Here is a 22,254-nt window from a genome sequence, read left to right as displayed (position 1 = left end):
TGACGCGGTAACCGGCACTGCTGAGTGCCTTGATCGAACCTTCCCAGGTGGCACCGCAAAAGTTCTTGCCGTGCATCAGCACCACGCTGCGGCCGTTGGCTTTGCCTTTGGCAGGCACGTCCATGTAGCCCATTTGCAGGGATTTGCCTTGGGACTGGAAGGTGAAATGTTCAACGGGATGGGGGTATTGAAAACCCTGGAGTTCAGGGCCGTAGCTGGGCCCTTCAGTGGCAGCGAGCACAGGGGCGGTGTTGGCTGTGAGCAGGGCGGCAATGCAGATAATGCGGGCCAGGGGCATGGACGGAGCTCCGAGTAGGGTATTCGGATGCTGTTTGGATGGGATTAAGTGAGAATTAACATTTGTTCTGGAAAGCCCTTTTCAGGCGATATGTCAGGGCGACTACCTTCGGTTTTTCCATTGGCTTTAGATATATTTCCGCGACCTCTTTGAAGCGTTGTTAGTCTTTGCTGAGTGCTGCCATTCACCCTGAAAAAAGGGACAGTCTACGGTTAAATAGAACTGCCCCCTCTCATTCTCCTGATATTTTTATTTTACATTGGGGCTAGTTCCCTGATGAAATTGAAGGAAGTACGGCCAAAGCGTACCTGATGTTTTCGTTAACGCCCGCGGATTGGCTGACTCCCGTATACATGTTATAGGTTTTAGACCTGCCACCCTGAACCACAGGAGTTATCCAAGCGGGTTGGATCCCGCCACTCCATCTGATAGGTACCTGGCCATACGCCGTGTAGATAGAAGGCCATTTATCTTCCGGGATTTGCGTATACGGTGGTTGGACCCTTTCACTGAAGTTGTGGTGGCCAAAGGGATATTTGTCACCGGCCAATATAACTACATACCAGCAGTTTGATACTGTGACAGGATAGCTGACCTCTTGACTCGCACTGTCCCTCACGTAGACTCGAGTGGTGCCGTTACTTTTGCTTCTGACGTTTCCATTGGCATCTACAACTGCTACTGGAGAGTTTTGTGGTCGAATTGAATAGTAATAAGGAGGCGTTCCACTTGCTGGCTGACGAGTAAGTGCGGCTCCAGGAAAATCAGCAATCTGCAATGCGCCTGTGGAGTTGAAGTGCCAGCCATTCAGGTACATGGTTGAGGTGTCAATGATAAGAGGTTTTGACTCGACGATGGTATAGGTCGTCTTTGGAAACTCAACTGCCCGGCTCTGATCGTCGATACCATTATAGGCCACGTAAAAACTCAACGTTACCTGGCTATTATTTGCCACCCTGTCCAACCAACTACGCAGCACAGCTTTATCTCTCAAACCATTGGCGGCCTCCGTGGCGCTGATCAGTTCGCCCTCCATCACCAGTAGATCTTCTATACCGTCGCTGCTGAGTATCATCCACCCTAGTTGGTCTTTGTCGCTCAAAGGCCACTTATCCACTGATGCCTTGGCGTCGCCGGTAAAACTACCCAGGTTCAGCGTGCCTCCATCAATAATACTGTTGATGAGTGGCTGCGGTAAGTCCGTGGCCGGAATCGTATTGACTTTCACCGTCTGCACTTGCGACGGGCGTGGGTCAGCCACGCCCGTGCTCACCACCGAATACTTCAAGCACACGGTACTGTTCACACTATGGTGCAAGACCTTGGCCGAGGTCAGGTTGAACACTACCGTGCCTCCATCCAGCCCATTCTGGCTGGTTGAATAAGAGGTGCCGTCGGCAAAAAACCAGTAAAGTGTGATGAAATCTTGGCTACTCATACCGTCATAGCGAACCGTTGCCGTCGTATTGTGTTGAATGGGCAGCGGGTCCACTGTCACATTCGGCCCTGTATCGGTGGTGCCATTGATAAACGGGTGGGGAAGATCTCCTGATAATGCCTGAATGGTGTACGTGCGCCGACGGAAGTGCACTGCATTGGCTTTGTTGGTGCTACGATCGAAACTGGCCCAGAAATCGATGAACAGCGGCATTCCATCCTTGAGTCTGCGCAGATCCGGCGGCGTCGGTGGCATGATGCCCTGACTCTCGCCCTCAGGCGTTACCAGGTTCTCGCTGTAGGTATCCTCAATGTAATCCGCGCCATCGTCGTAGATACCTTCATATCGCATCCACATCCGCTGAAACCGGTGAATGAACGGCCAGATATTGATCAGGGTGCGCTCCCGGCCAGTAAGCTGGGAAATTACCAATACCGGGTTATCATGCCCTTCGATGGTGGGGATCGGTAGCGTGGTCAGGGGCAGTAACAGCAGATCCAGTATGGGCGACGGTATTCTCCGCGTGCCGCGCAGCACAAAGTACTGCACGGGAATCTGGCGGCCTTCGGAAAGAATGTTGGCGCCTACTACTTCGCTCGGTACGTCAAAGTGCACTGTTCTTGAGGTGTTGCCATTCTTGGTTTCTTCATAAGTGCCAATGCCCGGTACGCCGCTGAACACTGCCAGGATCCGGTCGCTGGGTGACATGTTCAGAAACGATACTTCAATCGTCGCTCCGGTCGTTGCGGACTCCGGCCTTAGTTGGTCTGGGTCTCGTGAGGCTTCAAGCACTTCCGGCCTCAACAGCTCACCTATTGCTTTACCGACCGTCACGTCAAGCGTCTCAGAGCGCAGTGTTGTGTTGCCGCGTATGAGGGAATAGCTCAAGCGAATGGAGCCGTTGTTATTCACGTCGACATAATTTCGATCTACCGGAAACGAAATCTCTCCTCCTACCACGACGTTAATCGTGTCGCCTGTGCTGCCACCCACCCCAGAGCCTACCCAGCGCCACACGACGGTGTCACCTCGTTGGAAGGTATAGGGGAGAGTGACATTGACCTGGAAGATCACATCGGCCGGATCGAGGTTGCCATTTTCATCTACGCCCTCAATGTGCGGCGCAGGCAGGTCGGCGCGACGTTCGCCTATTTCTACTATCAGGTGCTCGGATTCGCGCACCGTCAGCACATCGGCTTCCTGTATCGTGTTCACACCGTCATTGACGCGATAAAAGACGTCGATCGGCCCGAGCCCGACGAACTGTGCGAAATTTGCCGGCGTCACAATCCGAAAGCGTGTGGGTGGTGGTGGGTCGCCGGCCTGCTGGGTTTGTTCATAAAACACTAGGCCGCCGCCGGGTCGGTGCGCCTCAAAGCGCAAGGTGACGGGATAGTTCGGACTGTATGGCACGAAGGCCGGGAAGTTGACTTTGAGGTAGGGGACGGTCGGATCGATCAAGCCGCCTTCGTTTTCCTCGATTTCAACTGCAGGCATGTTGGAAACAGTACCAAAAACTGTGACAGACAGACTTTGGGAATAGCCAATCTCAGTGCCTAGCGGGAATTGCAGCGTATAGGAGATTTGCATCGAGCCGTTGATCAGGTCTTCGAGGATGCTGTTCTCGACGGTGGTATATGCCGAACGCCCGGGCCGGGCAGCAAACGCTGGCAATGGGATGGTGACTTTCGTTTTATCTTCGCGTGTACCCACGATGGTAGCTACGATCTGAGTGCCTGCTGGCGTTGGGGAGCCATTCGGGAGCCGTGTGGGCGCAACCACTTCGAGTTCGAAGTGACTCTCTGCGTACTGGTCGAAATCGACGTTATTATTGTCTGTTCCATCCACCAAAAAGTGGGGGCGCATGAGTGCGTCTGGATCCAGGTTACTGTTCAGGTTTACGACCTGAGACCACTGCTGCACTTCCCCTGAGAAGTTCAGCACCAAGTCGTAGATCCGGAACCGGATAGTCAACAGACCGCTACCGCCCAATTCGATGACCTCCCACGGGACGAACACCTCGATAGGCGTCAGTCCCTCGGCCTGATCCGCGTCCAACTGCAGCTCTACCAAACGACCGTTCCAATACAACTCGATGGTGTCCCCTACAAATGCATCTGGGTAGTGATCAATGGTAATGAGCACACCATCACGTGCGCGCTCGGGGTCGAGTACGGCATCTGAGCCACTCAAGTCCTCTGGCAGGTGAAGGACCAGCGCCGAATGGTAGGGGAGTCCTGGGTCCTGATCCACGCCCCCTGGCCGGGTATCTTTCAGGAACCAGGTTTCTTCCTCCGATGTACTTTCAGTGCCAGACCCGTGACGCCTGACCAGGCCATAGCAGGGGTACACAATACCTAGCGGTACATGCTCGCGTAGTACCGAGAGTTGGTAGCGTCTTTGCGTTTCCTCGCCAGCAACAATTTCCCCCCAGGCGACCGGAAAACGCCGATCTCCCATATACCATTCGTAAGAATCGCCGACGTTCTTCGTGGTCCAGCTCTCGAAGGTAATCAGCAAACGGTTTTCGAGGCTGCGTATGCCAACCCCTACATCAGCCAGAAGTTCGGGAAGGGGACGTACAGTGTTGTCGTTGTAGGGCGGCGGCTCCAGGTCTGCGATGCGTGGTGGGTGCAGGATGGGTGGACTGTCTGTGCGTTTATCGGACATGGTGGTGACCCTTCAGGCTGATTTGAGAAACGTGCCAAACAGGGTCAGCAAATATGAGAGAGTGGTCACCGTCTAGCTGTGAGAAATGACAGTGGCGACGAGCGGTCAGCTACTGAATAATGAGTGTCAGCGCGCTATAACGCACGCCCTTGGCCAGGGTTACCAGCAGCAAAAAACGCCACAACGGCTCTCGCATCACCCCGGCCACCAAGGTCAGCGGGTCGCCGATGATAGGTACCCAACTGAGCAACAGCGTCCAATGCCCCCAACGCAGGTAATGCCCGCGGGCTCTATCCAGCTGTTTGGCACTCACCGGAAACCAGCGCCGTTCCTTGAAGCGCTCTACCGAACGCCCCAGCAGCCAATTGACCACCGACCCCAGCACGTTGCCCAACGTGGCGATACCCAGCAGCAGCCACAGGTTGTAATGCCCGCTGATCAGCAGGCCGACCAGCACGGCTTCAGATTGCAGGGGCAATAACGTTGCGGCGCCAAACGCCGCGACGAACAGCCCCAGGTAACCCATCAGCACCGGTCAGTGGGCCGGGTAGTCGGCCACCACCACATCCTTGCCTTCACGGGTCAGACCGATGACTTGATACGCCTCGCTACGCCCTTCCACTTCCATACCCGGCGAGCCCAAAGGCATGCCCGGTGCGGCAAGACCCAGCAGGTCATGACGCTGGCGCAAGGCCAACACCTGCTCGGCGGGTACATGGCCTTCGACGAACTTGCCGTCGATCACAGCGGTATGGCACGAACCGAGGCGCGGGGCGACGCCCAGGCGTTGCTTGACCGCGCTCATGTCTGCTTCAACGTGGTCGTTGACCTTGAAACCGTTGTTTTCCAGATGGCTGATCCATTTTTTGCAGCAACCGCAATTGGCATCGCGGTGTACATCGATGGGAATCAGCTCGGCGGCCTGGGCCAGGGGGGGGGCAAGCAGGGTGCAGAGCAAGGCCAGTCGCAATGGGTTTTTCATCAGGGGTCTCACTGAAAGCGCAGCAATAAACCGCGCATTCTCCCTGCTTTTTACACTGAGACGCGCTGGTAATGTTTCTAAATTATACGAAGCCTGGGCTTTCCAACCGCTGCTTGAGCTGGTCCAGGGCAATGGCGGAGAGTTTGATCATGCGTTTGTGCAAGGTAGCGAGTTGCAGTTCGGTTTCATACGTCAATACGCGCTTGAACCGAGTGCCACCCTGATGGGCTTGCAAAAAATAATGGATACAACCGTCCACCGCCAGTGAGGTGAACACGGTCCTGAACTCATCGGGGCAGCGGGCAATTTGCACGCGGTAGCTCATGGATACGCGAATGCCCAGCAGGTCGATGTCTTCAGTAAAGCGCGAGCCGACCGGTAATGAGCCGCGGGTGCCGGTGTCGGCGCTGAGGGAGGTGGGGTGCCATTCGTGCCAGCGGTCGGGCTGGGTAACATAGTCGTAGACAATTTCGATTGGGGCCTGGATGAAGCGTTCCTGACTGATCTGCTCCAAGCGGATCGGCTGCTCAGTCGCGTGCATGGCACACCTCCTGTGTGGCGGGTTTTTACACTGGGAGCTGTCAGAATAGTCTGGCTCCCGCGCTTCGCACGGGAGTATTCAGGCCGTTGATCAGCACGCTGAAAATTAGATATCCAACAGGGCCATCACTTCCTTGGGGTAGCGCAAACCGGCGGTTGCATCGGCCGGGAAGATTGCATCCAGCCCAGCCAGTTCGTCCTTGCTGAGGGTGATCGATACCGCCGCGACATTCTCTTGCAAGTAGGTACGCCGCTTGGTCCCGGGGATTGGGATGATGTAGTCACCTTGGGCCAATACCCAGGCCAGTGCCAGTTGCTCGGCCGTCACGGATTGGTTGGTGCACTTGCGTGCTCGGCCCGGCACGGGTTTACAAGGTTAGGCTTGTGCCCTGCGATAGGCGCCAGGTTGCTGCCCGGTGACTTTATGAAAGGCCCGGGTAAATGCGGCCACCGACTGATACCCGGCTGCCAGCGAGACCTCGGCCACGGTCTGGTCCGCCTTGAGCAGCCCACAGGCATGGCGCATACGTATCACCAGCAATACCTGCCCCGGCGACTGCCCGCATAACTCCCTGAAACGCTTGAAAAACGCCGAACGGGATAACCCCGTGCACGCCGCCATGCTTTCCAGGCTCCAGGGCTCGGCCGGGCGCGCAATCAGCTGCTCCAGCAGGCCGGCAAATGCCGGTTGCCGGCCCAGCGCTGCCAGGCCGCCCAGCTCGGTGTTGTCGATGACTTGCTGGCGCAGTACATATAAAAACAACAAGTGGCAAAGACGTTCGAGCAAGGCCGAGGAGGGCGCGGGTAGGCGCTCGCACTCCTGCAGGATCAATTCGAACAGATTGCGCGCAGCGGTCAACGATGGATCACCGGCACGCAGGATGATCCAGGCGGGCAGGCTGTCGACAATCATCGCCGACAAGCCGGATTGGAAATGGAAGAAGCCGCAAACCAGGCCCACGCCATCCATGGCACTGCTATCGAGGGGCAGCATCGGCCGGCGAGGGCACTCTTGGGCGCTTGCCGCGATACTTTCCCCGGACAACCGATAGGCCAGGTCACGCAGTAGAAACACGGCGTCACCATTGTTCAGGTGCCGGGACGTTGGATCACCGTCGATATGCAGCCAGCAATCGCCCTGCACGATCAAATGGAAGCTTGCCTGGGCCAGGCTGTGCGTGCTGGCGTGCCAGTCACCGCAGTAGCGGCCGACGTGAAACAAATTGGTATTGAGTTCAAGGCTATCTAATAACCAATCGACAAGAGTGCTGGACGAATTCATCTAATGGAAAGACTCAAGAGCAAGTAATCGCTACTTTAGCCTATTGAGCGATTTTTTTAGAACCAACAGACTGGCGCACTCGAACCCAACAGGAGACCACTCCATGTCCCGTGTACCGTTGCTCACCCCTGACACCGCCCCGGAAGCGGCGAAACCTTTCCTGGAAAATGCGCAGAAGGCCTCGGGTTTCATTCCTAATCTGCTGGCGGTGTTGGCCAATGCACCGGCGGCGCTGGAAACCTATATCACTGTCTCCGGCTTGAATGCCAAGGCCGAACTGAGCCTGGCCGACCGCGAAGTGGTGCAGTTGATTGCTGCTACTACCCACGGGTGCGATTTCTGTGTCGCCGGCCACACCGCCGTTGCGCGCAACAAGGCCAAGCTGCCCGAGAACGTGATCGAGGCCCTGCGCCGGCTGGGTGAGCTGCCTGATACTCGCTATGAGACACTCGCCGCCTTTACCCGCGAAGTGATCGCCACTCGGGGTGATGTCAGCGATGCCGGCTTTGAGGCGTTTCTCGCGGCCGGCTATACCAAGGGCCACGCGCTGGAGGTCATCCTGGGCGTAAGCCTGGCAACCCTGTGCAATTTCGCTAACGTGTTTGCCCGTACCCCGCTGAACCCGGAACTGGCGCAGTACCGCTGGGAAAAACCGGCAAGCTGAATCGGCGTTGGTCCACCTGCTGTAAAAGGAGAGACATGAATGCTTGACCCAATCTTGAGCCGTTGGCTCGATGTTCAAGCGCAGGCCCTGGACGTGGGCAGTTGCGATCCACAGGAAGTGCTGCCACGCCTGGCAGAAGCCAATATTCTGAAAATCGGTGTGCCCACCCAACTGGGCGGGCTGGGCAGTGATGTGGCGGGTGCCGTCGAGGCCATCGCCAATGTGGCCAGCCATTCCCTGGCGGCGGCATTTGTGTGCTGGGGCCAGCGCTCGTTTATCGAGTACTTGTTGCAGAGCCCCAATCAGCGCCTGCGCGAACACCTGATGCCGGACCTGCTCAGCGGCAAGTTGGCCGGAGCCACCGGGCTGTCGAATGCGATGAAGTTCATATCGGGTATCGAGTCGTTGCAGATCAGCGCCGAGCCCAACGAGCATGGCTGGACGCTCAACGGTCGTCTGCATTGGGTGACCAACCTGCGCAAGAATGGTTTTGTCGCCGCAGCTGCTATCGAACATGCGGGCGGTGGTACGCCGTTTATCCTGGCGATCCCGGATTCAGTGGCGGGCTTGCAGCGCTCCCGCGATCTGGAGCTGCTTGGCTTGCAATCGAGCAACACCGCTGCCCTTGGCCTGGAAGGCGTGGAGCTGAGCCGTGACTGGTTGCTGCACGAGGACGCGCGCAAGTTCCTGCCGGCAGTGCGCCCGGCGTTCCTTGGTTTGCAGTGCGGCATGTCGATTGGCCTGGCCCGCCGCTCCCTGGCCGAGGTGGCCAATCATCTGGGGGCCAGCCGCACGGTGTTGCGCGAAGAGCTGGAAGCCTTGCGGGCGACGCTGGACCATCTGGTCAGCGAGCTCAAGAGCGGGTTGCTGGCTGGGCGTTTTGCTGCCGAGCCGATCCCCTTGTTCAAGCTGCGCATTGCCCTGGCAGAAACCGCCGCCAGCGCCGTGCAGCTTGAACTGCAGGCCAGTGGCGGCAAAGCCTACCTCACCGCCCACGGTAGTGGCTTTGCGCGGCGCTGGCGCGAGTCGGCATTTGTGCCGATTGTGACGCCCAGCCTGGTGCAACTGCGCACTGAGTTGCAGCGCCAGGCCAACCTATGAGCCAGGCGGTCATGACGGCCCAGGGGATTTGCCTGGGGTATGCCAGCGGCCCGGTACTGCAAGGGTTTGACTTGCAGTTGCAGGCGGGCGAAGTGGTGTCGATCCTGGGGCCCAGCGGCGTGGGCAAATCCAGCCTGCTGCGTGTGCTTGCCGGCTTGCAGCTACCCCAGGCCGGTCGTGTGCATGTGTTGGGCGAACCCTTGAGCGGTCCGCACCCACGGGTGGCGGTGGCCTTTCAAGACCCCAGCCTGTTGCCCTGGTTGAACCTGGAAAAAAACGTCGCCTTCGGCCTGGACTTCGCCCGCCAGCCGCACCTGAGTGTTGAAGAGCGCCGCCGTCGTGTCGACCACGCCATCGCGGCGGTAGGCCTGGAACATGCGCGCCAGCAGTTCCCGGCGCAACTGTCCGGCGGCATGGCCCAGCGCACCGCGCTGGCCCGCTGCCTGGCCCGCCAGCCTCAAGTGCTGCTGCTGGATGAGCCCTTCGGCGCGCTGGACGAAGTGACCCGCGCCGACATGCAGCACCTGCTGCTCAAGGTCAACCGTGAGCAAGGTTCGGCGGCGGTATTGATCACCCATGACATTGACGAAGCGCTACTGCTGTCCGACCGCATCCTGCTACTGGGTAACCGCCCGGCGCGGACGTTGGGTGAATGGCATATCGACTTGCCGCAACCTCGGGACGAACAGGTCGAGGCCATCGGCGCGCTGCGTATCGATATTCTGAAAACCTTACGGCAGGCGAGCCGCCCTCAACCCAACCCCCTTGAACAACAGGAGCTTAGCCATGTGTCTGGATGACCTGACCCACTCGCGCCGTGACTTTCTCAAACTCTCGGCGGTGCTCAGTGCCGCCGGCGCCTTGCCGCTGTTGAGCAGCCTGCAGGCGCGCGCCGCCAATGAGCCCGACGCGCCGGTGCGTATCGGTTATCTGCCGATCACCGACGCTACGCCGTTGCTGGTTGCCCACAACAACGGCCTGTTCGAAGCCGAAGGCATCAAGGCCGAACGTCCGGTGCTGTTGCGCAGTTGGGCCCAGGTGATCGAGGCGTTCATCTCGGGGCAGGTCAACGTGATTCACCTGCTGTCACCGATGACCGTGTGGGCGCGCTACGGCAGCAAGGTGCCGGCCAAAGTCGTGGCCTGGAACCATGTGGGCGGCTCGGGCCTGACCGTATCGCCAGGCATAACCGACGTGAAGCAACTGGGCGGCAAGTCGGTGGCGATTCCGTTCTGGTACTCGATCCATAACGTGGTGGTGCAGCAACTGTTCCGCGACAACGGCCTCACGCCGGTGACGCGTGCGACCGGCAGTTCGATTGCCGCCAATGAAGTCAACCTGATCGTATTACCGCCGTCGGACATGCCGCCCGCACTGGCCAGCAAGCGCATCGACGGCTATATCGTCGCCGAGCCGTTCAACGCGCTGGCCGAGAACCTCAAGGTCGGCCGCGTGCAGCGCTTTACCGGTGATGTATGGCGCAACCACGCGTGCTGTGTAGTGTTCATGCACGAGCACGACCTGACCAACCGCCCGGAGTGGTCGCAGAAGGTGGTGAACGCCATCGTCAAGGCCCAGGTGTGGACCCGCGACAACCGCGAAGAGGCGGTGAAACTCTTGTCCAAGGATGGCCCGAACCGTTACACGCCACACGCCGAGCCGGTGTTGAGCAAAGTCCTGGCCCCGGCTGCCAGCGACCGCGCCACCTATTTGGCGGACGGGGCGATCCAGCATGCCAATTGGGACGAGCACCGCATCGATTTCCAGCCTTATCCATTTCCGAGCTATACCGAGGAACTGGTGCGGCGCTTGAAGGACACTCTGATCGAAGGCGACAAGAAATTCCTCGCTGACCTCGATCCGGCGTTTGTCGCCAAGGACCTGGTGGATGATCGCTTTGTGCGTCAGGCGATCGAAGCGGTGGGCGGCATGAAAACCTTCGGCTTGCCGGACGGCTATGAGCGGCATGAGGAGATTGGCGTTTGAACAACGGTAGAATCCTGGGCTGGTCGCTGGGGTTGAGCGGCTTGGCAGGTTTGATGTTGCTGTGGTGGCTGGGTGTGAAAGTGTTCGGCGAGGCCGATGGCCTGTCGGCGCGTTTTTCGCTGGCGGCCACCGCAAGCAGCCTGTGGGAGTTGCTTGGGCGCAGCGAGCTGTACCTGCACATCGCCGTGAGCCTCAAGCGTATCTTTGTCGGGCTGTTTCTTGCGCTGTTGATCGGGGTGCCACTGGGTCTGCTGGTGGGCAGTTCGCGCAATCTGGAGGCGGCGACTACGCCGGCCTTCCAGTTTCTGCGGATGATTTCGCCGTTGTCCTGGATGCCGATCGTGGTGATGCTCATGGGGGTAGGCGACCAGCCGATCTATTTCCTGCTGGCGTTTGCCGCGGTATGGCCGATCGTGCTCAACACCGCAGCCGGCGTGCGTCAACTCGACCCGCGGTGGTTGCAGTTGAGCAAGAGCCTGAGTGCCACGCGCTGGGAGACGTTGCGTCGAGTCATCATTCCTGGTGTGGTCGGGCATGTGCTGACCGGCGTACGCCTGGCCATCGGTATCCTATGGATCGTGCTGGTGCCGTGCGAGATGCTCGGGGTCAGTGCAGGGCTGGGCTATTACATCCTCGATACCCGTGATCGCCTGGCGTATTCGGAGTTGATGGCGATGGTGGTGGTGATCGGGCTGTTGGGGTTCGCGCTGGATGCGCTGGCACGTGGGCTGCACCAGCGCTGGGTGCAGCGGGGATAAACACGCACATTCGAGCGACACACTGTCGCTCGAAGCGCAGGGCAGGGTTAAACCTGAATAACCAGGTCCCCTGGCAAGTTATCGGCTGAGAGCGGGTTTTGCAGGTTGGGCGAGGGTTTGTCGAAGACCCCAATACTGATACTGCCTGTCATCTCGGCCAGGCCTGGAACACCCTCTGTGGTGTTCATGTGTGAATGGCCGACCAAGGCAAGCCATTTTTCCGTTCCAGAGTTGGCCTGGATCACTTCGGACGCGTAGTAATTGAACTCTTCGAGGCGTTGCCTGGAGCCGAACCCTGTCTCCGTACGGCCTAGTTTTGCGTCTTTATGCCGGGTCAAATAGTAGTGATCCAGCGGCAGTACTTCGATGCCGTGCAACTCGAACTTGGCTTTGAGCTCGTCAAAGGTCGGTTGGGTACGAGGGAGGTTAGGATTGGCAAGGTTGCCGATGCCATCATCCACAATACCCTTGGGCGGTAAGTCGATGACGCCTTCGAAATAGATCTTCTTCACCCCCTCCTGTTTGAATTTCTCAACGTTGTCGAAGAGCAACTTAAAGCTGGCCATCTCTTTATGGGACTCTCCGAACACGATGCCATTGGAAACTTTCAGTGCCTCTGTGATCACTTCGGCTGCGGGCGCGGTCTTGGAGATTTGCGGCGCCACTATGCGTGGTGGCAGGGCGCCCTCTTTGAGGGCGTCATAGGTCTCGTACATTTCCTCGATGAATTTTTTCAGGGTTTCATCTTTGCCGTCACCGCGCAGGAAGTGCCCTGGCTCCAGTTTCCCTTTCATGCTTTCTACATAGCTGCCTTTGGGCAGCTCCTTTCTTGTGACTTTGCTGCTGATCCTGGGACGTGTAGGTCGACCTATCGGGTCGAATCGATGCGCTTGCGAATGACTCGGGGCGTATGCCACAGGCATGTAAGTATGCGTCGGAACGAACGCCTCGAGAGGCGGGCCGTAAGGCTCCCGGGTGCCTGCATCCACGGCGTACCATTTGCCCTCATGTAGAACGGCAGAGGCTTCCAGGTTTTTGTCACCACGCTTGAACAGGCCGATAGCGACATCATCGAAGGCCGCGCCTGCCTCGATCAGGTCGCTGCCCCTGGCCATGCCTCGCAGACGCTGTATGCCGTCACCGGCTGCGCCAGCACCTGCCAGAGCCAGCTTGCCGGCGCCCACCGCCGCATCGCCTAAACCACCCAGCGGATTGAAAGCGCTCAAGACGTCGGCGCCGATTATTCGGGTGGCGCGCGCCAGTTTGCTGATGGCGTTGCCGGTTTTATGCGCGCCCTTGAGCAGTTTTGACACGGTGCCCACGCCGGCAGTGAGAAAACCGAAGACGTCAAATGCCAGATCGACAGCCGCATCTTTATAGTTGCCGTTACGCCAATTGACGATGGCCGTTCTCAGCGGAATCAGATCGAGGATAAATTCGCCGATGGTATTGAGGGTGTCACGGTTCCTCTCCGTAGACGTCCTACCTTCTGCTTGCCGCCTGACGGCGTCACTGTCGATGCCCTGCGCGTTGACTATCATCTGGGCGATGTCGTGGATGCGTGGGTTTTTGAATGTATTGACAGGGGGTGCTTCTCGGGTCTTTTCGATACCCAGATTACTCAGGTTCTTGCTGAGTGGGAGCGCTTCGATCTTGGTGACTTCATTGGCTATGTATTCATCCGCTGCGATGCGTCCCGAAGAAGCTTTTTGGATAGTCGCGGTGACCGGGTCGAATTCGTAAACGTGTTTCTCGCCCTTGAGCTCTGCTTGCATCAAAATTCTTGGGCTGGTGTGGAACAGTTTGTTTGGCCAAAACGGAATAGGCGAGCTGCGGTAGGTGTTCTCTTGATAAAAACTAAGCTTTGCGTTGTTTAAAATGTCTCGATCTGCGACAGGCAACTGAGTAATGGCATTCATCCACGTGTAATGGTGGATTTTTTTACAATGGGTCGTTACTTCGGCGAATTGTTTATCAAATTCCTGGGGGACGTTGAAGTGTGGGCTGTGGGTGAAAAGAGCGACGGCACCCAGGTTGACGCCCTTGGTGTTATTGCGGATCACCCAGTCGTTGGTGTTGATTTTCAGCCCTTGCATGGTGAGCTCGCGCAGCGAGTAGAGAGGGCCGAAGCGTTGGCCCTTGAGCCCCATCTTGTGATAATTCAGACAAAAGAGTTTGTCATCCAGAGGAAAGTCATCACCCAAGTGCTGCTGGATTCGTTCTTGTGCCATTCTTTCTCGATTCGGCAAGGGCTTGTCGAGCAAAGCGGACGCCTCTTTCAACGCTTCATGTTGAGCATTGAAAGCTGTGCGGGCGTACTCGAAATCCTCCGCGGTGTAGTGTGCGTCGTCGAAGCGGTAAATCACGTCGTTGGCCACACACCAGTCAATCAGTGCATTTTTCTTTGCCGCTTCACTGGCTGGGTATTGCGACGGGTCTGCGCACATCACTTCGGCGAAGTTCATGTTCATCGTCCTCCCGGGCGTGTGGGCTTCGATACCGGCCACCGCGATACATAAGTTTGCCCACGCCTGGCTGTGGCAACGTACTGACGCTGGAATGTCTTTGATCAAAAACTGGGGGGCGACCCGCATCAGCAGCAACCGGGCTGCCAGCGCGGCGGTAGCAGGGGAAGTACGGCCAGTGCTGCTCAGGTGATTGGCAAGGGCCTCAACCACGGAGGCGGGCGATGAGTCCCTGTGGATTTCGACGCCCAAATCAAAGCCGGCCACTATGTTTCGATTGGATTTTTGATCCAGCGCTTCAGGGTCGAGGCTCAAATGGATGGTCGCCAGCACATAGTCATTGGCGCTGCTGCTTGTGGCAATCCCGCCCACACTGGCTTGAACCGCGGCGCCTAGCGCTGCGGCTTGCGGTGAGTCGAGCAGTTTCTCCAGCGCGGCAGCAGGGTCTTGCATCAGTTGTGGAGACAGGGTGACGGCGTTGGCAAGGTAGTCCAGGGCGCCGACGCCAGGCTTGGGCAGTGGCAAGCCTGGCAGATTCGCGCTATTCGACGCGATGACATTGTAGGCCGTGCGCTGATGTTCAATGCTCAATGGCAGCGTCCAGGCCAGAGCACCACTCAAGTTGCCCAATGGGTGCTTCTGGACGTGCTCGCAGAGGTTCTGGGCAAGCTCCTGCAGCTCTACTCGGGTCTTGGGATAGTAAGGGCTTGCTGCTTTGATGAGCGATTCGAGGCTGGCGGTGCGTGGGGACGCATCGGCGGACGCAAGCGTGAGATGGGTGGACAGGAAATACGCGGCCACGGCCTCTGGCGTTGCGTCTTCGGGCAGTTTCTCCAGCGCCGTATCGAGGGCCTTGGCAAGGTTATGCAGCTCCTGGCGGTCGCTTAATTTTTTTCTCAGTGTCTGGCGTCCATCCGGCAGCGCTGGCTCAGCGGTGGCGGTGGTATCGCCCACCTGAGCGTCAACATCTGGCGGTGTTTGAGGAAGGTCGGTAGATAGCGGCGAAAGTCGCAAATTACGAAGTGGGGCAGCATGTTGAATGTTCACAGTCACTCACCTTTCAGGCATGGAAACGTCAACGCTCCAAAAGGCTACATACCTGTAGCCTGAGCGCACTGATTCGTGTGCGCTCTGGGCATTACGGTTCCCGCATGGCTACCTGTGGTGTGTGAGAAATCAAGTCAGCAAGACGCGAGAAGATTGCCCTCTCAATGATTAAAACCGACGGCCCGTGTGAGCGCCGAACAAGCCAAAATTTTTGATCGCCTGTAACATGAGACGCAGCCGACCCGGTTCGTCCCGATTTTCGGGTATGTGCGGCGAAACACAGCGGATACATTCTTTAAGGTTCAGGAACTTCGTCATGACCCAAAAGCAACGCTTGAAATACTCGATTCTGATCGCCCTGGCCGTGCTGGCCTCGATGTTCGGCCTGTCCTACCTGCAGAACATTGGCGTGATCAGCGAAAAGACCTTCCAGTACCTGGCCATTGCGATTGCCGTGGTGGTAGTGGTGATCAACGGCATCATGCGTCGCAAGGTCAAGCCGCACTTCTGATCAGCGCGGCGTGACTCAGGCGCGACCTTCGAGCACTTTGGCAGCCTCTTCATGGAGGCTGTAGCTTTTATCGGCATTGAGGGTGATCACGCCCTCGCTGCACAGACGCTTGAGCACCTCACGCACACTGAGAAACGACAACGGGATGCCCAGCTCCAGCAAGTGGCTGTGCACGCCCCGCACCCCCAGGGTGCGCTGATTGTCGGCTGCGGTGAGGAGGGCGTCGATGACCTTCAGCCGAATCAGGCTGGTGCGCAGACCGAAACACTTGAGCAAATGGCGAATGCGCTGGTTGCCTTGCTGTTCGGGCGCCTTGCCAAAGCCTTGTGAACCGTTGCCATAGTTGGCCTCGGCTGTCGGTGAATGTCCATCCGTGGGCACTTGCGGGTTGTACATGCAAAAACTCCTTATCAGAGCCTGATCAGGAAAATGATGGTGCTCTTATTCAATAAGACGAACGAGAGAGCAAAATCATGAAGTGCCGAATGTAGAAAATTTGTCGGTATCAGGTTTGTCACACTGTCGCCGGCCTGGATAAGCCCCGTTCGTGGCTAAATTATTCCCGGTTAAATGCGTCCTTACGGTGGGGTAGTTGTATCTACCGAGGGTGTTCAATTTGACTGCGGGGTCTGCGTGATTATTTCCAACGGGTTGTCCAGAGTCTGCGTGGCAGGGGTGTTACTGGGGCTGAGTTTTGCGGCCTCGGCGCGCGAGCATGTGGCTCAGGCGTCGGCCGATATTCGCCGTACCACTTACGGCGTGCCACATATCCGCGCCAATGACGAGCGCGGCCTGGGCTTTGGCATCGGTTACGCGTATGCCCAGGACAACCTGTGCCTGCTGGCCAATGAAGTGGTCACGGTGAACGGCGAGCGCACGCGCTATTTCGGCCCCGAGCAGGCAACCCTGGAGGAACGCAACAACCTTGCCAGCGATGTGTTCTTTACCTGGCTCAATACACCCGGCGCGGTGCAGGCATTCTGGCGTGCGCAGACCCCGCAGATCCGCCAGCGTATCGAAGGCTACGTGGCCGGCTATAACCGCTATTTGAAGGAGCAGGGCGCGCCCGCACAATGCCAGGCGGCGTGGGTACGACCGCTGGTTAAAGAGGATCTGGTCAAACTGACGCGCCGGTTGCTGGTAGAAGGTGGCGTTGGCCAGTTCGCCGAAGCCTTGGTGGGCGCCACGCCGCCCCAAGCCATCGCCGGTGTGCAACCCGGCGCGCAGGCATTTGCACAGGCCGCCGCGCATCAGCAACGCTTCAGCCTCGACCGGGGCAGTAATGCCGTCGCGGTGGGGCGTGATCGTTCTTTCAATGGCCGTGGGATGTTGCTGGCCAACCCGCATTTCCCATGGGTGGGTGGCATGCGTTTCTACGAAATGCACCTGACCATCCCTGGCCAACTGGATGTAATGGGTGCCGCACTGCCAGGGTTACCCGTGGTGAATATCGGCTTCAACCAGCACGTGGCGTGGACGCATACAGTGGACACCTCCAAGCATTTCACCCTGTACCGACTGACCCTGGACCCCAAGGATTCCACGCGCTATATGCTTGACGGCAAGTCCGTTGCCCTGGATAAAACCACGCTGACCGTGCAGGTCAAACAGGCCGATGGCAGCCTCAAGGACGTTGCCCACACCGTCTACAGTTCGCAGTTCGGCCCCGTGGTGCAATGGCCCGGCAAGCTGGACTGGGACAACAAATACGCCTTCAGCCTGCGCGACGCGAACCTGGGCAACGACCGCGTACTGCAACAGTGGCATGCCATGAACCGTGCGGGCAGCATCACTGAGCTGCAAACTGCGGTGCACTCCCTTCAGGGCATCCCATGGGTCAACACCCTGGCTGCCGATGATCAGGGGCAGAGCCTGTACATGAACCTGTCGGTAGTACCCAACGTCAGCGCCGCCAAACTGGCGCAATGCAGCGACCCACGGGCCGGCCTGCAAATGATCATGCTCGATGGCAGCCGCAGTGCGTGCGCCTGGGACATCGACCCCAAGGCTGCGCAAGCAGGGATCTTCCCGGCGGCGCAGTTGCCGCAGTTGCAACGCACCGACTATGTACAGCACTCCAACGACTCTGCCTGGATGGCTAACCCCGAGGCGCCGCTGAGCGGGTTCTCGCCGGTGATCAGCCAGGACAATATTGGCCTGAGTCCACGCGCACGTTTCGCCCTGCAACGCCTGCAATCCCTGGACAAACAGCCGATCAGCGTCAGCGACCTGCAAAACATGGTCATGGACAACGAGGTGTACCTGGCGGGCCAAGTCATGCCGGACCTGCTCGATTTTTGCGCCAAGCAACTTGGCACCGACGCCGCCGCGCTCCAGCCACTGTGCACCAGCTTGAAAACCTGGGATCGGCGCGCCAACCTCGACAGCGGCATCGGCCTGGTGCACTTCATCAACCTGATGCAGCACCTGCAGCAAACTCCCGATGCCTGGCGTGTCGCCTTCGACCCGGCCCACCCCCTGACCACGCCCCGCGGCCTCGCCATCGATCGCGCGCCGGTGGCCGCCGCGCTGCGTGAAGCCATGCTGGCGTCCAGCGCAGACGTCAACCAACTCGGCCTGAGCCGTTGGGGTGAGATCCAGGTCAGCGGCCAAACCCCCATCCACGGCGGCCCGCAAGAACTGGGTGTCTACAACGCCATGCAAACCGTGCCCCGCGAAGATGGCAAACGCGAGGTCGTCAGCGGCACCAGTTACCTGCAAATCGTCACCTTTGATAACAACGGCCCCAACGCAGTCGGCGTGCTGGCGTTCTCCGAATCCAGCAACCCGGCGTCCCCTTACTCAAAGGACCAGACCCAGGCCTTCTCCGAGAAAAAACTGCGCCCGTTGCCGTTCACCGACGCTCAGATCAAGGCCGATCCGCAGTACCAACTCCACACCGTGAAGGAGTAGGGCAGGCCCGCAACCCCTTGATGCCAGAGCAGAATATTTTTTGAAATCAAGGGGTTGCAGGCATAGGCAAATGAGTACATAATGGCGCCCATCGAACGCAATGAAGCATTAAAAACTTCAATGTATTCAATGAGTTAGAGTATAGGCAAGCTTCACATAGCCCACTCAAGTTTGTATGCGGTGAATGTCAGCGACAAGGACATTGATCGTTTGAGGCCGAGTAGCAAAATGGTTATGCAGCGGATTGCAAATCCGCCTACGCCGGTTCGATTCCGACCTCGGCCTCCACTCTTGAAAGCCCCGTAGATCAATGGTCTACGGGGTTTTTTATTGTCTGTGATCTAGGAATCCGTTCCGCAACTTTTGGCATGTGTTCCGCAACCCCCCCTAAGGATGGTGACCTTAAGGGTTTTTAGCCACGGCTCTTCGTCGTTACCTAAAGTGCATGAGTCTTTAGATATTCCAAGCGCGTATTTTTTTCACCAGTTCCATAATCCGCTCTTCTAGCTCAGGCCGAAACTTCAGATTCTGTTTGGTAAGGTGCTCGGCATAGGCGAACGCCTTATTATGTTTGTCTGTATAGGCTTTAGCTTTTGAGATGCCGTTTTGATTTAGGTAGTCTTGTATCGCTTCATATTCTCCAATTTGCGGTAAAGGCTTTGTGCTGTGTACAGCTTCAAATGCTTCCTTGGGGATGTAATTTTCGATTTCCTTACATCGAGTTACCCAAACGAGTGCACGTGTTTCTGCCACTTCGTTAATCAATTGGGAAACTCGCGGTTTTAGAGATCCTTTAGAGTGCTTTCGATCACTGTCGCAGACGAAGGCGAAGTTGCGATTAATTTTAAACGCCTTAATGGCCTCTCTTGTTTCAGTGTCGGGCATGCTAGCGTCAATGTTAGCAAGCACAGTACCTCCGTAAAAAACGAATTGGTAGTGTCGTCCTTCGCTAAGTTCTCCGTTACTCCATATGTCAATCCATTTCTTAATGAATACGCGATCAGATGGGCCCTCGACCCAAATTAATCCATTTGCTTGTAATAGATCACTTGCTCTTATTCCTAGATCGTCCAGTACACCGTGACCAGTGGCGTCCCCAGCATATGTGGTTCCAATTACTCCATCGGAGCCTCGTGTGACATGTAATATTTGTGAGTGTTCTGAACTGCCAAAAATATCAATGGCGACATTTGAGTGAGTCGTGAGGAAAATATGGCAATCATTATTTATGGCAAAATTTTCGAGAAATATGAATAGGTTTCTTTGGAGTGCAGGGTGTAGGTTGTTTTCTAGTTCCTCCAAGGAAAAAATATATTTGTTTAAAGGGGTTGATTCAAAACTAGGGCGAACTAATAGATTCAAAAGTGTAAGTATTACAGTTTTCAGACCGCTTCCGGATGCGGACAATGCAATAGGTCCTTTGTCACTCTCACCTAAAAATATTTCCCATTGTTCAGTATCAGAGTGGTATCGGGTAGCTATTTCATTGAAAATTAAGTCGGGTGCAAAAATTTGGTTTAAAGCACCTAGTAGTCTTTCTTGAATCAACGATCTGTCAAATTCAACGTGTAATAAGCACTTTTGGATAATGCGAGTAGCGCCTATGCCACTGCTTGAAAGCGACATGCTGTCATCTATTGTTTCGGGGCTGATATCTCTATCTGCATCTAGTTTGATGTGTTTGTATGGGCGGAGAGGTGATGTTAGCTTCATTCTAGATAGATGCTTGAATTCTACTTCGGAGTACGGTCTATCTATGTTTATGATTTTAATCGTGTCCTTGGTTTCGATAGTCCAAGTAATTTTAGCTCCGACAAATTTAACTCCGTGGTCCTCCCAGTGGCTTCCACCTAAATCACCAGAACTGGTATTTCGATGAAAAACTTGCTGTAGCTGGAGCTCCGTAAGAGGGTGTGTTATTTCGACGCTGCTATCAATGCCATTCTTATTTATTCTGTCTGTGCACAAATAATCAAGTGCGTGCAGTAAGGCCGACTTGCCTATATTGTTCCTGCCAATGATTACGTTGATTTTCTTGAGTTTCTCAATTTTGGCGCCGGTGGCGCCAAAGCTTTTATAGTTTTTCAAGTGAAATCCGTACTCTATTGTCATACAGCCCTCCTAGTGGTGAGATATTTTTACCTCAAACTCATACGTTGTGCCACTGTTAGGGTGATTTTATTTTTTACTTACTTATAGATGTCTGGTTTTCGTTAGGGGTTTCTATGATCTGATCTCTGTTTTTCTATCTAGTTGGTTTTACTATTTCACCAACTCGACGATACACTTTCTTAGTGATTTCTTCAGTAGAGTGTCCGAGAAGCCTGCTCGCATGTGTCAACTCGATCTCGCTGGCTGCCTTCGGACGGATATCCTTAAATTGGAACTGGCGGATCAACACTGCTAGTGCATAGTCACCGTCGGCGCTGGCTTCTAGGGCAGCTTTCTCGCGCGCTTCGTCCCAGCGGTTGCGCAGCATTTGCTGGCTCATACGGAGGCCGGATGTATTGGTGATTAATGTCGATGTTTTTATACTATTGAGTGCTCGACGTTCCTGAAGGTCGTTGATAAAGGCGCTTAACTCAGACTGTACACCCTCGTCTTCCAGTCTCAGACGTAGCTTCTTGGCGGTCTTGCCCTGTTTGACCATTAAGAACCCAGCGCTCAAATCGGTGGTAGCCACCTTTAGTACGTCGGCGGGGCGTTGGCCAGTCAAATAGGCCAGGTCCATTGCGTCCTTGAGTTCCGGCACAGCTGCCGCGTAAACCGCATTCCAAACGATATCGCCAGCGTAATAGTCCCGGGGGGTCTCCTTATTGCGCCGCACGCCGAAGCAAGGGTTGGCGTTGCTGGTCAGGCCCCACTCGCGTGCAATCGTGAACATGTGCGACAGCAGCGCGATTTCCCGGTTTGCCCGGACCTTTGCGGTTCGGGCATCTCGGTACTGTGCGATTACCTGGGGAGTGATCGAGTCGATTGGGGCTTGCTCAAATGCTTTTCGAAGTTGCTTGAGTTCCTTCATGTTGTCGGACTGAGTGCGCGGAGCCTTGGTCGGGATGATTTCTTTTACGTACCTGTCAAACAGCGAGCCCAGAAGGTGACGGGGTTTCGGTGGGGCCCGCCGCTCTAGCCTCGCCCACTCAACTCTGGCTTGGTCGAGGTCGGGTCCTAGGGGAATTTCTTTGCGCTTACCTTCTGCGTCTCTGCCGTTGTAGTAGTAAGAGATCCAGATCTTTCCACTCTTGCGCTTGTGGCAGCGTCGGATCATGCGCGGTGGCAGATCCCGGTTTGCTGTGCTTTTCTGGCGCATCAGTCAGCTCACATTCGCGAGGTCGAGCGACCAGGTTTCCGTCACGGCGTTGACTGCCGAGGGTTTGACCCCGGCGAGCTTCAGGCGGGCATATACCCTGCCTACGACGGGGCGGCGAGCACCGGTCAGGACAAACTCCCAGCGGTTGTCGGTCAGCCACTGAATTTGTTTGGACGGGATTTGGTAGCCGGTGATGGTGGCCAATTCTTCGTCAGCCAGTGTTTCGCTTTGGAATTCCATCATCGCTCCTCCTGCGCTGGGTTGGCGGGACGGCTGTAGCATCGCTGTA

Annotated in this window: 17 protein-coding genes, 1 tRNA gene and 2 pseudogenes; 8 read left to right on the top strand and 12 right to left on the bottom strand. The window is 56.6% G+C overall.

Annotated elements, in window-relative coordinates:
- From E4P01_RS21930 to E4P01_RS21900, 7 genes and pseudogenes are all read right to left on the bottom strand, one after another.
- Positions 1–298 (bottom strand): annotated as a pseudogene (locus E4P01_RS21930) (alpha/beta hydrolase); the annotation flags it as partial.
- A gap of 265 nt (positions 299–563) precedes the next feature.
- The gene (locus E4P01_RS21925; RefSeq protein WP_216091311.1) at positions 564–4,406 is read right to left on the bottom strand and encodes a hypothetical protein; all 3,843 of its coding nucleotides are present in this window, start codon (positions 4,404–4,406) and stop codon (positions 564–566) included.
- Positions 4,407–4,515: 109 nt separating this feature from the next.
- Entirely contained in the window at positions 4,516–4,938 is a 423-nt protein-coding gene (locus tag E4P01_RS21920) for a YqaA family protein (RefSeq protein WP_216091312.1), read from the bottom strand.
- Between the two features lie 3 nt (positions 4,939–4,941).
- The gene (locus E4P01_RS21915) at positions 4,942–5,388 is read right to left on the bottom strand and encodes a DUF411 domain-containing protein (RefSeq protein WP_216091491.1); all 447 of its coding nucleotides are present in this window, start codon (positions 5,386–5,388) and stop codon (positions 4,942–4,944) included.
- 82 nt (positions 5,389–5,470) lie between these two features.
- Positions 5,471–5,929 (bottom strand): SRPBCC family protein, encoded by a 459-nt coding sequence (locus tag E4P01_RS21910; protein ID WP_032875636.1) that lies wholly within the window; start codon positions 5,927–5,929, stop codon positions 5,471–5,473.
- Between the two features lie 105 nt (positions 5,930–6,034).
- Positions 6,035–6,265: pseudogene (locus tag E4P01_RS21905) on the bottom strand (aldo/keto reductase); the annotation flags it as partial.
- A gap of 39 nt (positions 6,266–6,304) precedes the next feature.
- Positions 6,305–7,210: an AraC family transcriptional regulator gene (locus E4P01_RS21900; protein ID WP_032875630.1), complete on the bottom strand. Its 906-nt coding sequence runs from the start codon at positions 7,208–7,210 to the stop codon at positions 6,305–6,307.
- Positions 7,211–7,313: 103 nt separating this feature from the next.
- On the opposite strand from E4P01_RS21900, the gene E4P01_RS21895 reads away from it, so the two are divergent.
- Genes E4P01_RS21895 through E4P01_RS21875 form a run of 5 tightly spaced genes read left to right on the top strand, consistent with a single transcriptional unit; the run spans position 7,314 to position 11,719 of the window.
- Entirely contained in the window at positions 7,314–7,874 is a 561-nt protein-coding gene (locus E4P01_RS21895; protein ID WP_032875627.1) for a carboxymuconolactone decarboxylase family protein, read from the top strand.
- A 39-nt stretch (positions 7,875–7,913) separates the two neighbouring features.
- The gene (locus E4P01_RS21890) at positions 7,914–8,975 is read left to right on the top strand and encodes an acyl-CoA dehydrogenase family protein (protein ID WP_216091490.1); all 1,062 of its coding nucleotides are present in this window, start codon (positions 7,914–7,916) and stop codon (positions 8,973–8,975) included.
- Positions 8,972–9,775 (top strand): ABC transporter ATP-binding protein, encoded by an 804-nt coding sequence (locus tag E4P01_RS21885; protein ID WP_005788050.1) that lies wholly within the window; start codon positions 8,972–8,974, stop codon positions 9,773–9,775. The genes E4P01_RS21890 and E4P01_RS21885 overlap by 4 nt, the downstream gene beginning before the upstream one ends.
- On the top strand, positions 9,762–10,961 hold the full coding sequence (locus tag E4P01_RS21880) for an ABC transporter substrate-binding protein (RefSeq protein ID WP_216091489.1): 1,200 nt from the start codon (positions 9,762–9,764) through the stop codon (positions 10,959–10,961). Before E4P01_RS21885 ends, E4P01_RS21880 begins: the two co-directional genes overlap by 14 nt.
- A 53-nt stretch (positions 10,962–11,014) precedes the next feature.
- On the top strand, positions 11,015–11,719 hold the full coding sequence (locus E4P01_RS21875; protein WP_177464484.1) for an ABC transporter permease: 705 nt from the start codon (positions 11,015–11,017) through the stop codon (positions 11,717–11,719).
- Between the two features lie 47 nt (positions 11,720–11,766).
- On the opposite strand, the gene E4P01_RS21870 is transcribed toward E4P01_RS21875, so the two are convergent.
- The gene (locus tag E4P01_RS21870) at positions 11,767–15,231 is read right to left on the bottom strand and encodes a membrane-targeted effector domain-containing toxin (RefSeq protein ID WP_216091488.1); all 3,465 of its coding nucleotides are present in this window, start codon (positions 15,229–15,231) and stop codon (positions 11,767–11,769) included.
- 316 nt (positions 15,232–15,547) lie between these two features.
- Between E4P01_RS21870 and E4P01_RS21865 the strand changes: the two genes are divergently transcribed.
- Positions 15,548–15,742: a hypothetical protein gene (locus E4P01_RS21865; RefSeq protein WP_005788056.1), complete on the top strand. Its 195-nt coding sequence runs from the start codon at positions 15,548–15,550 to the stop codon at positions 15,740–15,742.
- A 15-nt stretch (positions 15,743–15,757) separates the two neighbouring features.
- Here E4P01_RS21865 and E4P01_RS21860 read toward each other — a convergent pair whose 3' ends face one another.
- Entirely contained in the window at positions 15,758–16,138 is a 381-nt protein-coding gene (locus E4P01_RS21860) for a fe2+ zn2+ uptake regulation protein (RefSeq protein WP_122732877.1), read from the bottom strand.
- A 237-nt stretch (positions 16,139–16,375) separates the two neighbouring features.
- Between E4P01_RS21860 and E4P01_RS21855 the strand changes: the two genes are divergently transcribed.
- Positions 16,376–18,655, top strand: a complete 2,280-nt coding sequence (locus E4P01_RS21855; RefSeq protein ID WP_216091487.1) for an acylase — start codon at positions 16,376–16,378, stop codon at positions 18,653–18,655.
- A 214-nt stretch (positions 18,656–18,869) separates the two neighbouring features.
- A tRNA-Cys gene (locus E4P01_RS21850) sits at positions 18,870–18,943 on the top strand.
- Positions 18,944–19,108: 165 nt separating this feature from the next.
- Here E4P01_RS21850 and E4P01_RS21845 read toward each other — a convergent pair.
- The 3 genes from E4P01_RS21845 to E4P01_RS21835 all read right to left on the bottom strand — a co-directional run bounded on the left by E4P01_RS21845 (position 19,109) and on the right by E4P01_RS21835 (position 22,205).
- Positions 19,109–20,767, bottom strand: coding sequence for an ATP-binding protein (locus E4P01_RS21845; protein ID WP_216091486.1), 1,659 nt, complete (start codon positions 20,765–20,767; stop codon positions 19,109–19,111).
- A 133-nt stretch (positions 20,768–20,900) separates the two neighbouring features.
- A complete protein-coding gene (locus tag E4P01_RS21840) occupies positions 20,901–21,965 on the bottom strand; it encodes a tyrosine-type recombinase/integrase (protein ID WP_216091485.1) in 1,065 nt (354 codons plus the stop codon).
- Positions 21,966–21,968: 3 nt separating this feature from the next.
- The gene (locus E4P01_RS21835) at positions 21,969–22,205 is read right to left on the bottom strand and encodes a DUF4224 domain-containing protein (protein WP_216092167.1); all 237 of its coding nucleotides are present in this window, start codon (positions 22,203–22,205) and stop codon (positions 21,969–21,971) included.
- Between the last annotated feature and the right edge of the window lie 49 nt (positions 22,206–22,254).

The organism is Pseudomonas sp. NCIMB 10586, assembly GCF_023127895.1.
Lineage (GTDB): Bacteria > Pseudomonadota > Gammaproteobacteria > Pseudomonadales > Pseudomonadaceae > Aquipseudomonas > Aquipseudomonas synxantha_A.
This window is presented reverse-complemented; position numbering and strand designations above follow the sequence as displayed.

Coding starts and splice junctions, on each gene's coding strand:
- E4P01_RS21885 (WP_005788050.1), top strand. CDS start 8,972: ATGAGCCAGGCGGTCATGACGGCCCAGGGGATTTGCCTGGGGTATGCC.
- E4P01_RS21915 (WP_216091491.1), bottom strand. CDS start 5,388: ATGAAAAACCCATTGCGACTGGCCTTGCTCTGCACCCTGCTTGCCCCC.
- E4P01_RS21890 (WP_216091490.1), top strand. CDS start 7,914: ATGCTTGACCCAATCTTGAGCCGTTGGCTCGATGTTCAAGCGCAGGCC.
- E4P01_RS21845 (WP_216091486.1), bottom strand. CDS start 20,767: ATGACAATAGAGTACGGATTTCACTTGAAAAACTATAAAAGCTTTGGC.
- E4P01_RS21925 (WP_216091311.1), bottom strand. CDS start 4,406: ATGTCCGATAAACGCACAGACAGTCCACCCATCCTGCACCCACCACGC.
- E4P01_RS21895 (WP_032875627.1), top strand. CDS start 7,314: ATGTCCCGTGTACCGTTGCTCACCCCTGACACCGCCCCGGAAGCGGCG.
- E4P01_RS21860 (WP_122732877.1), bottom strand. CDS start 16,138: ATGTACAACCCGCAAGTGCCCACGGATGGACATTCACCGACAGCCGAG.
- E4P01_RS21880 (WP_216091489.1), top strand. CDS start 9,762: ATGTGTCTGGATGACCTGACCCACTCGCGCCGTGACTTTCTCAAACTC.
- E4P01_RS21865 (WP_005788056.1), top strand. CDS start 15,548: ATGACCCAAAAGCAACGCTTGAAATACTCGATTCTGATCGCCCTGGCC.
- E4P01_RS21835 (WP_216092167.1), bottom strand. CDS start 22,205: ATGGAATTCCAAAGCGAAACACTGGCTGACGAAGAATTGGCCACCATC.
- E4P01_RS21900 (WP_032875630.1), bottom strand. CDS start 7,210: ATGAATTCGTCCAGCACTCTTGTCGATTGGTTATTAGATAGCCTTGAA.
- E4P01_RS21875 (WP_177464484.1), top strand. CDS start 11,015: ATGTTGCTGTGGTGGCTGGGTGTGAAAGTGTTCGGCGAGGCCGATGGC.
- E4P01_RS21840 (WP_216091485.1), bottom strand. CDS start 21,965: ATGCGCCAGAAAAGCACAGCAAACCGGGATCTGCCACCGCGCATGATC.
- E4P01_RS21910 (WP_032875636.1), bottom strand. CDS start 5,929: ATGCACGCGACTGAGCAGCCGATCCGCTTGGAGCAGATCAGTCAGGAA.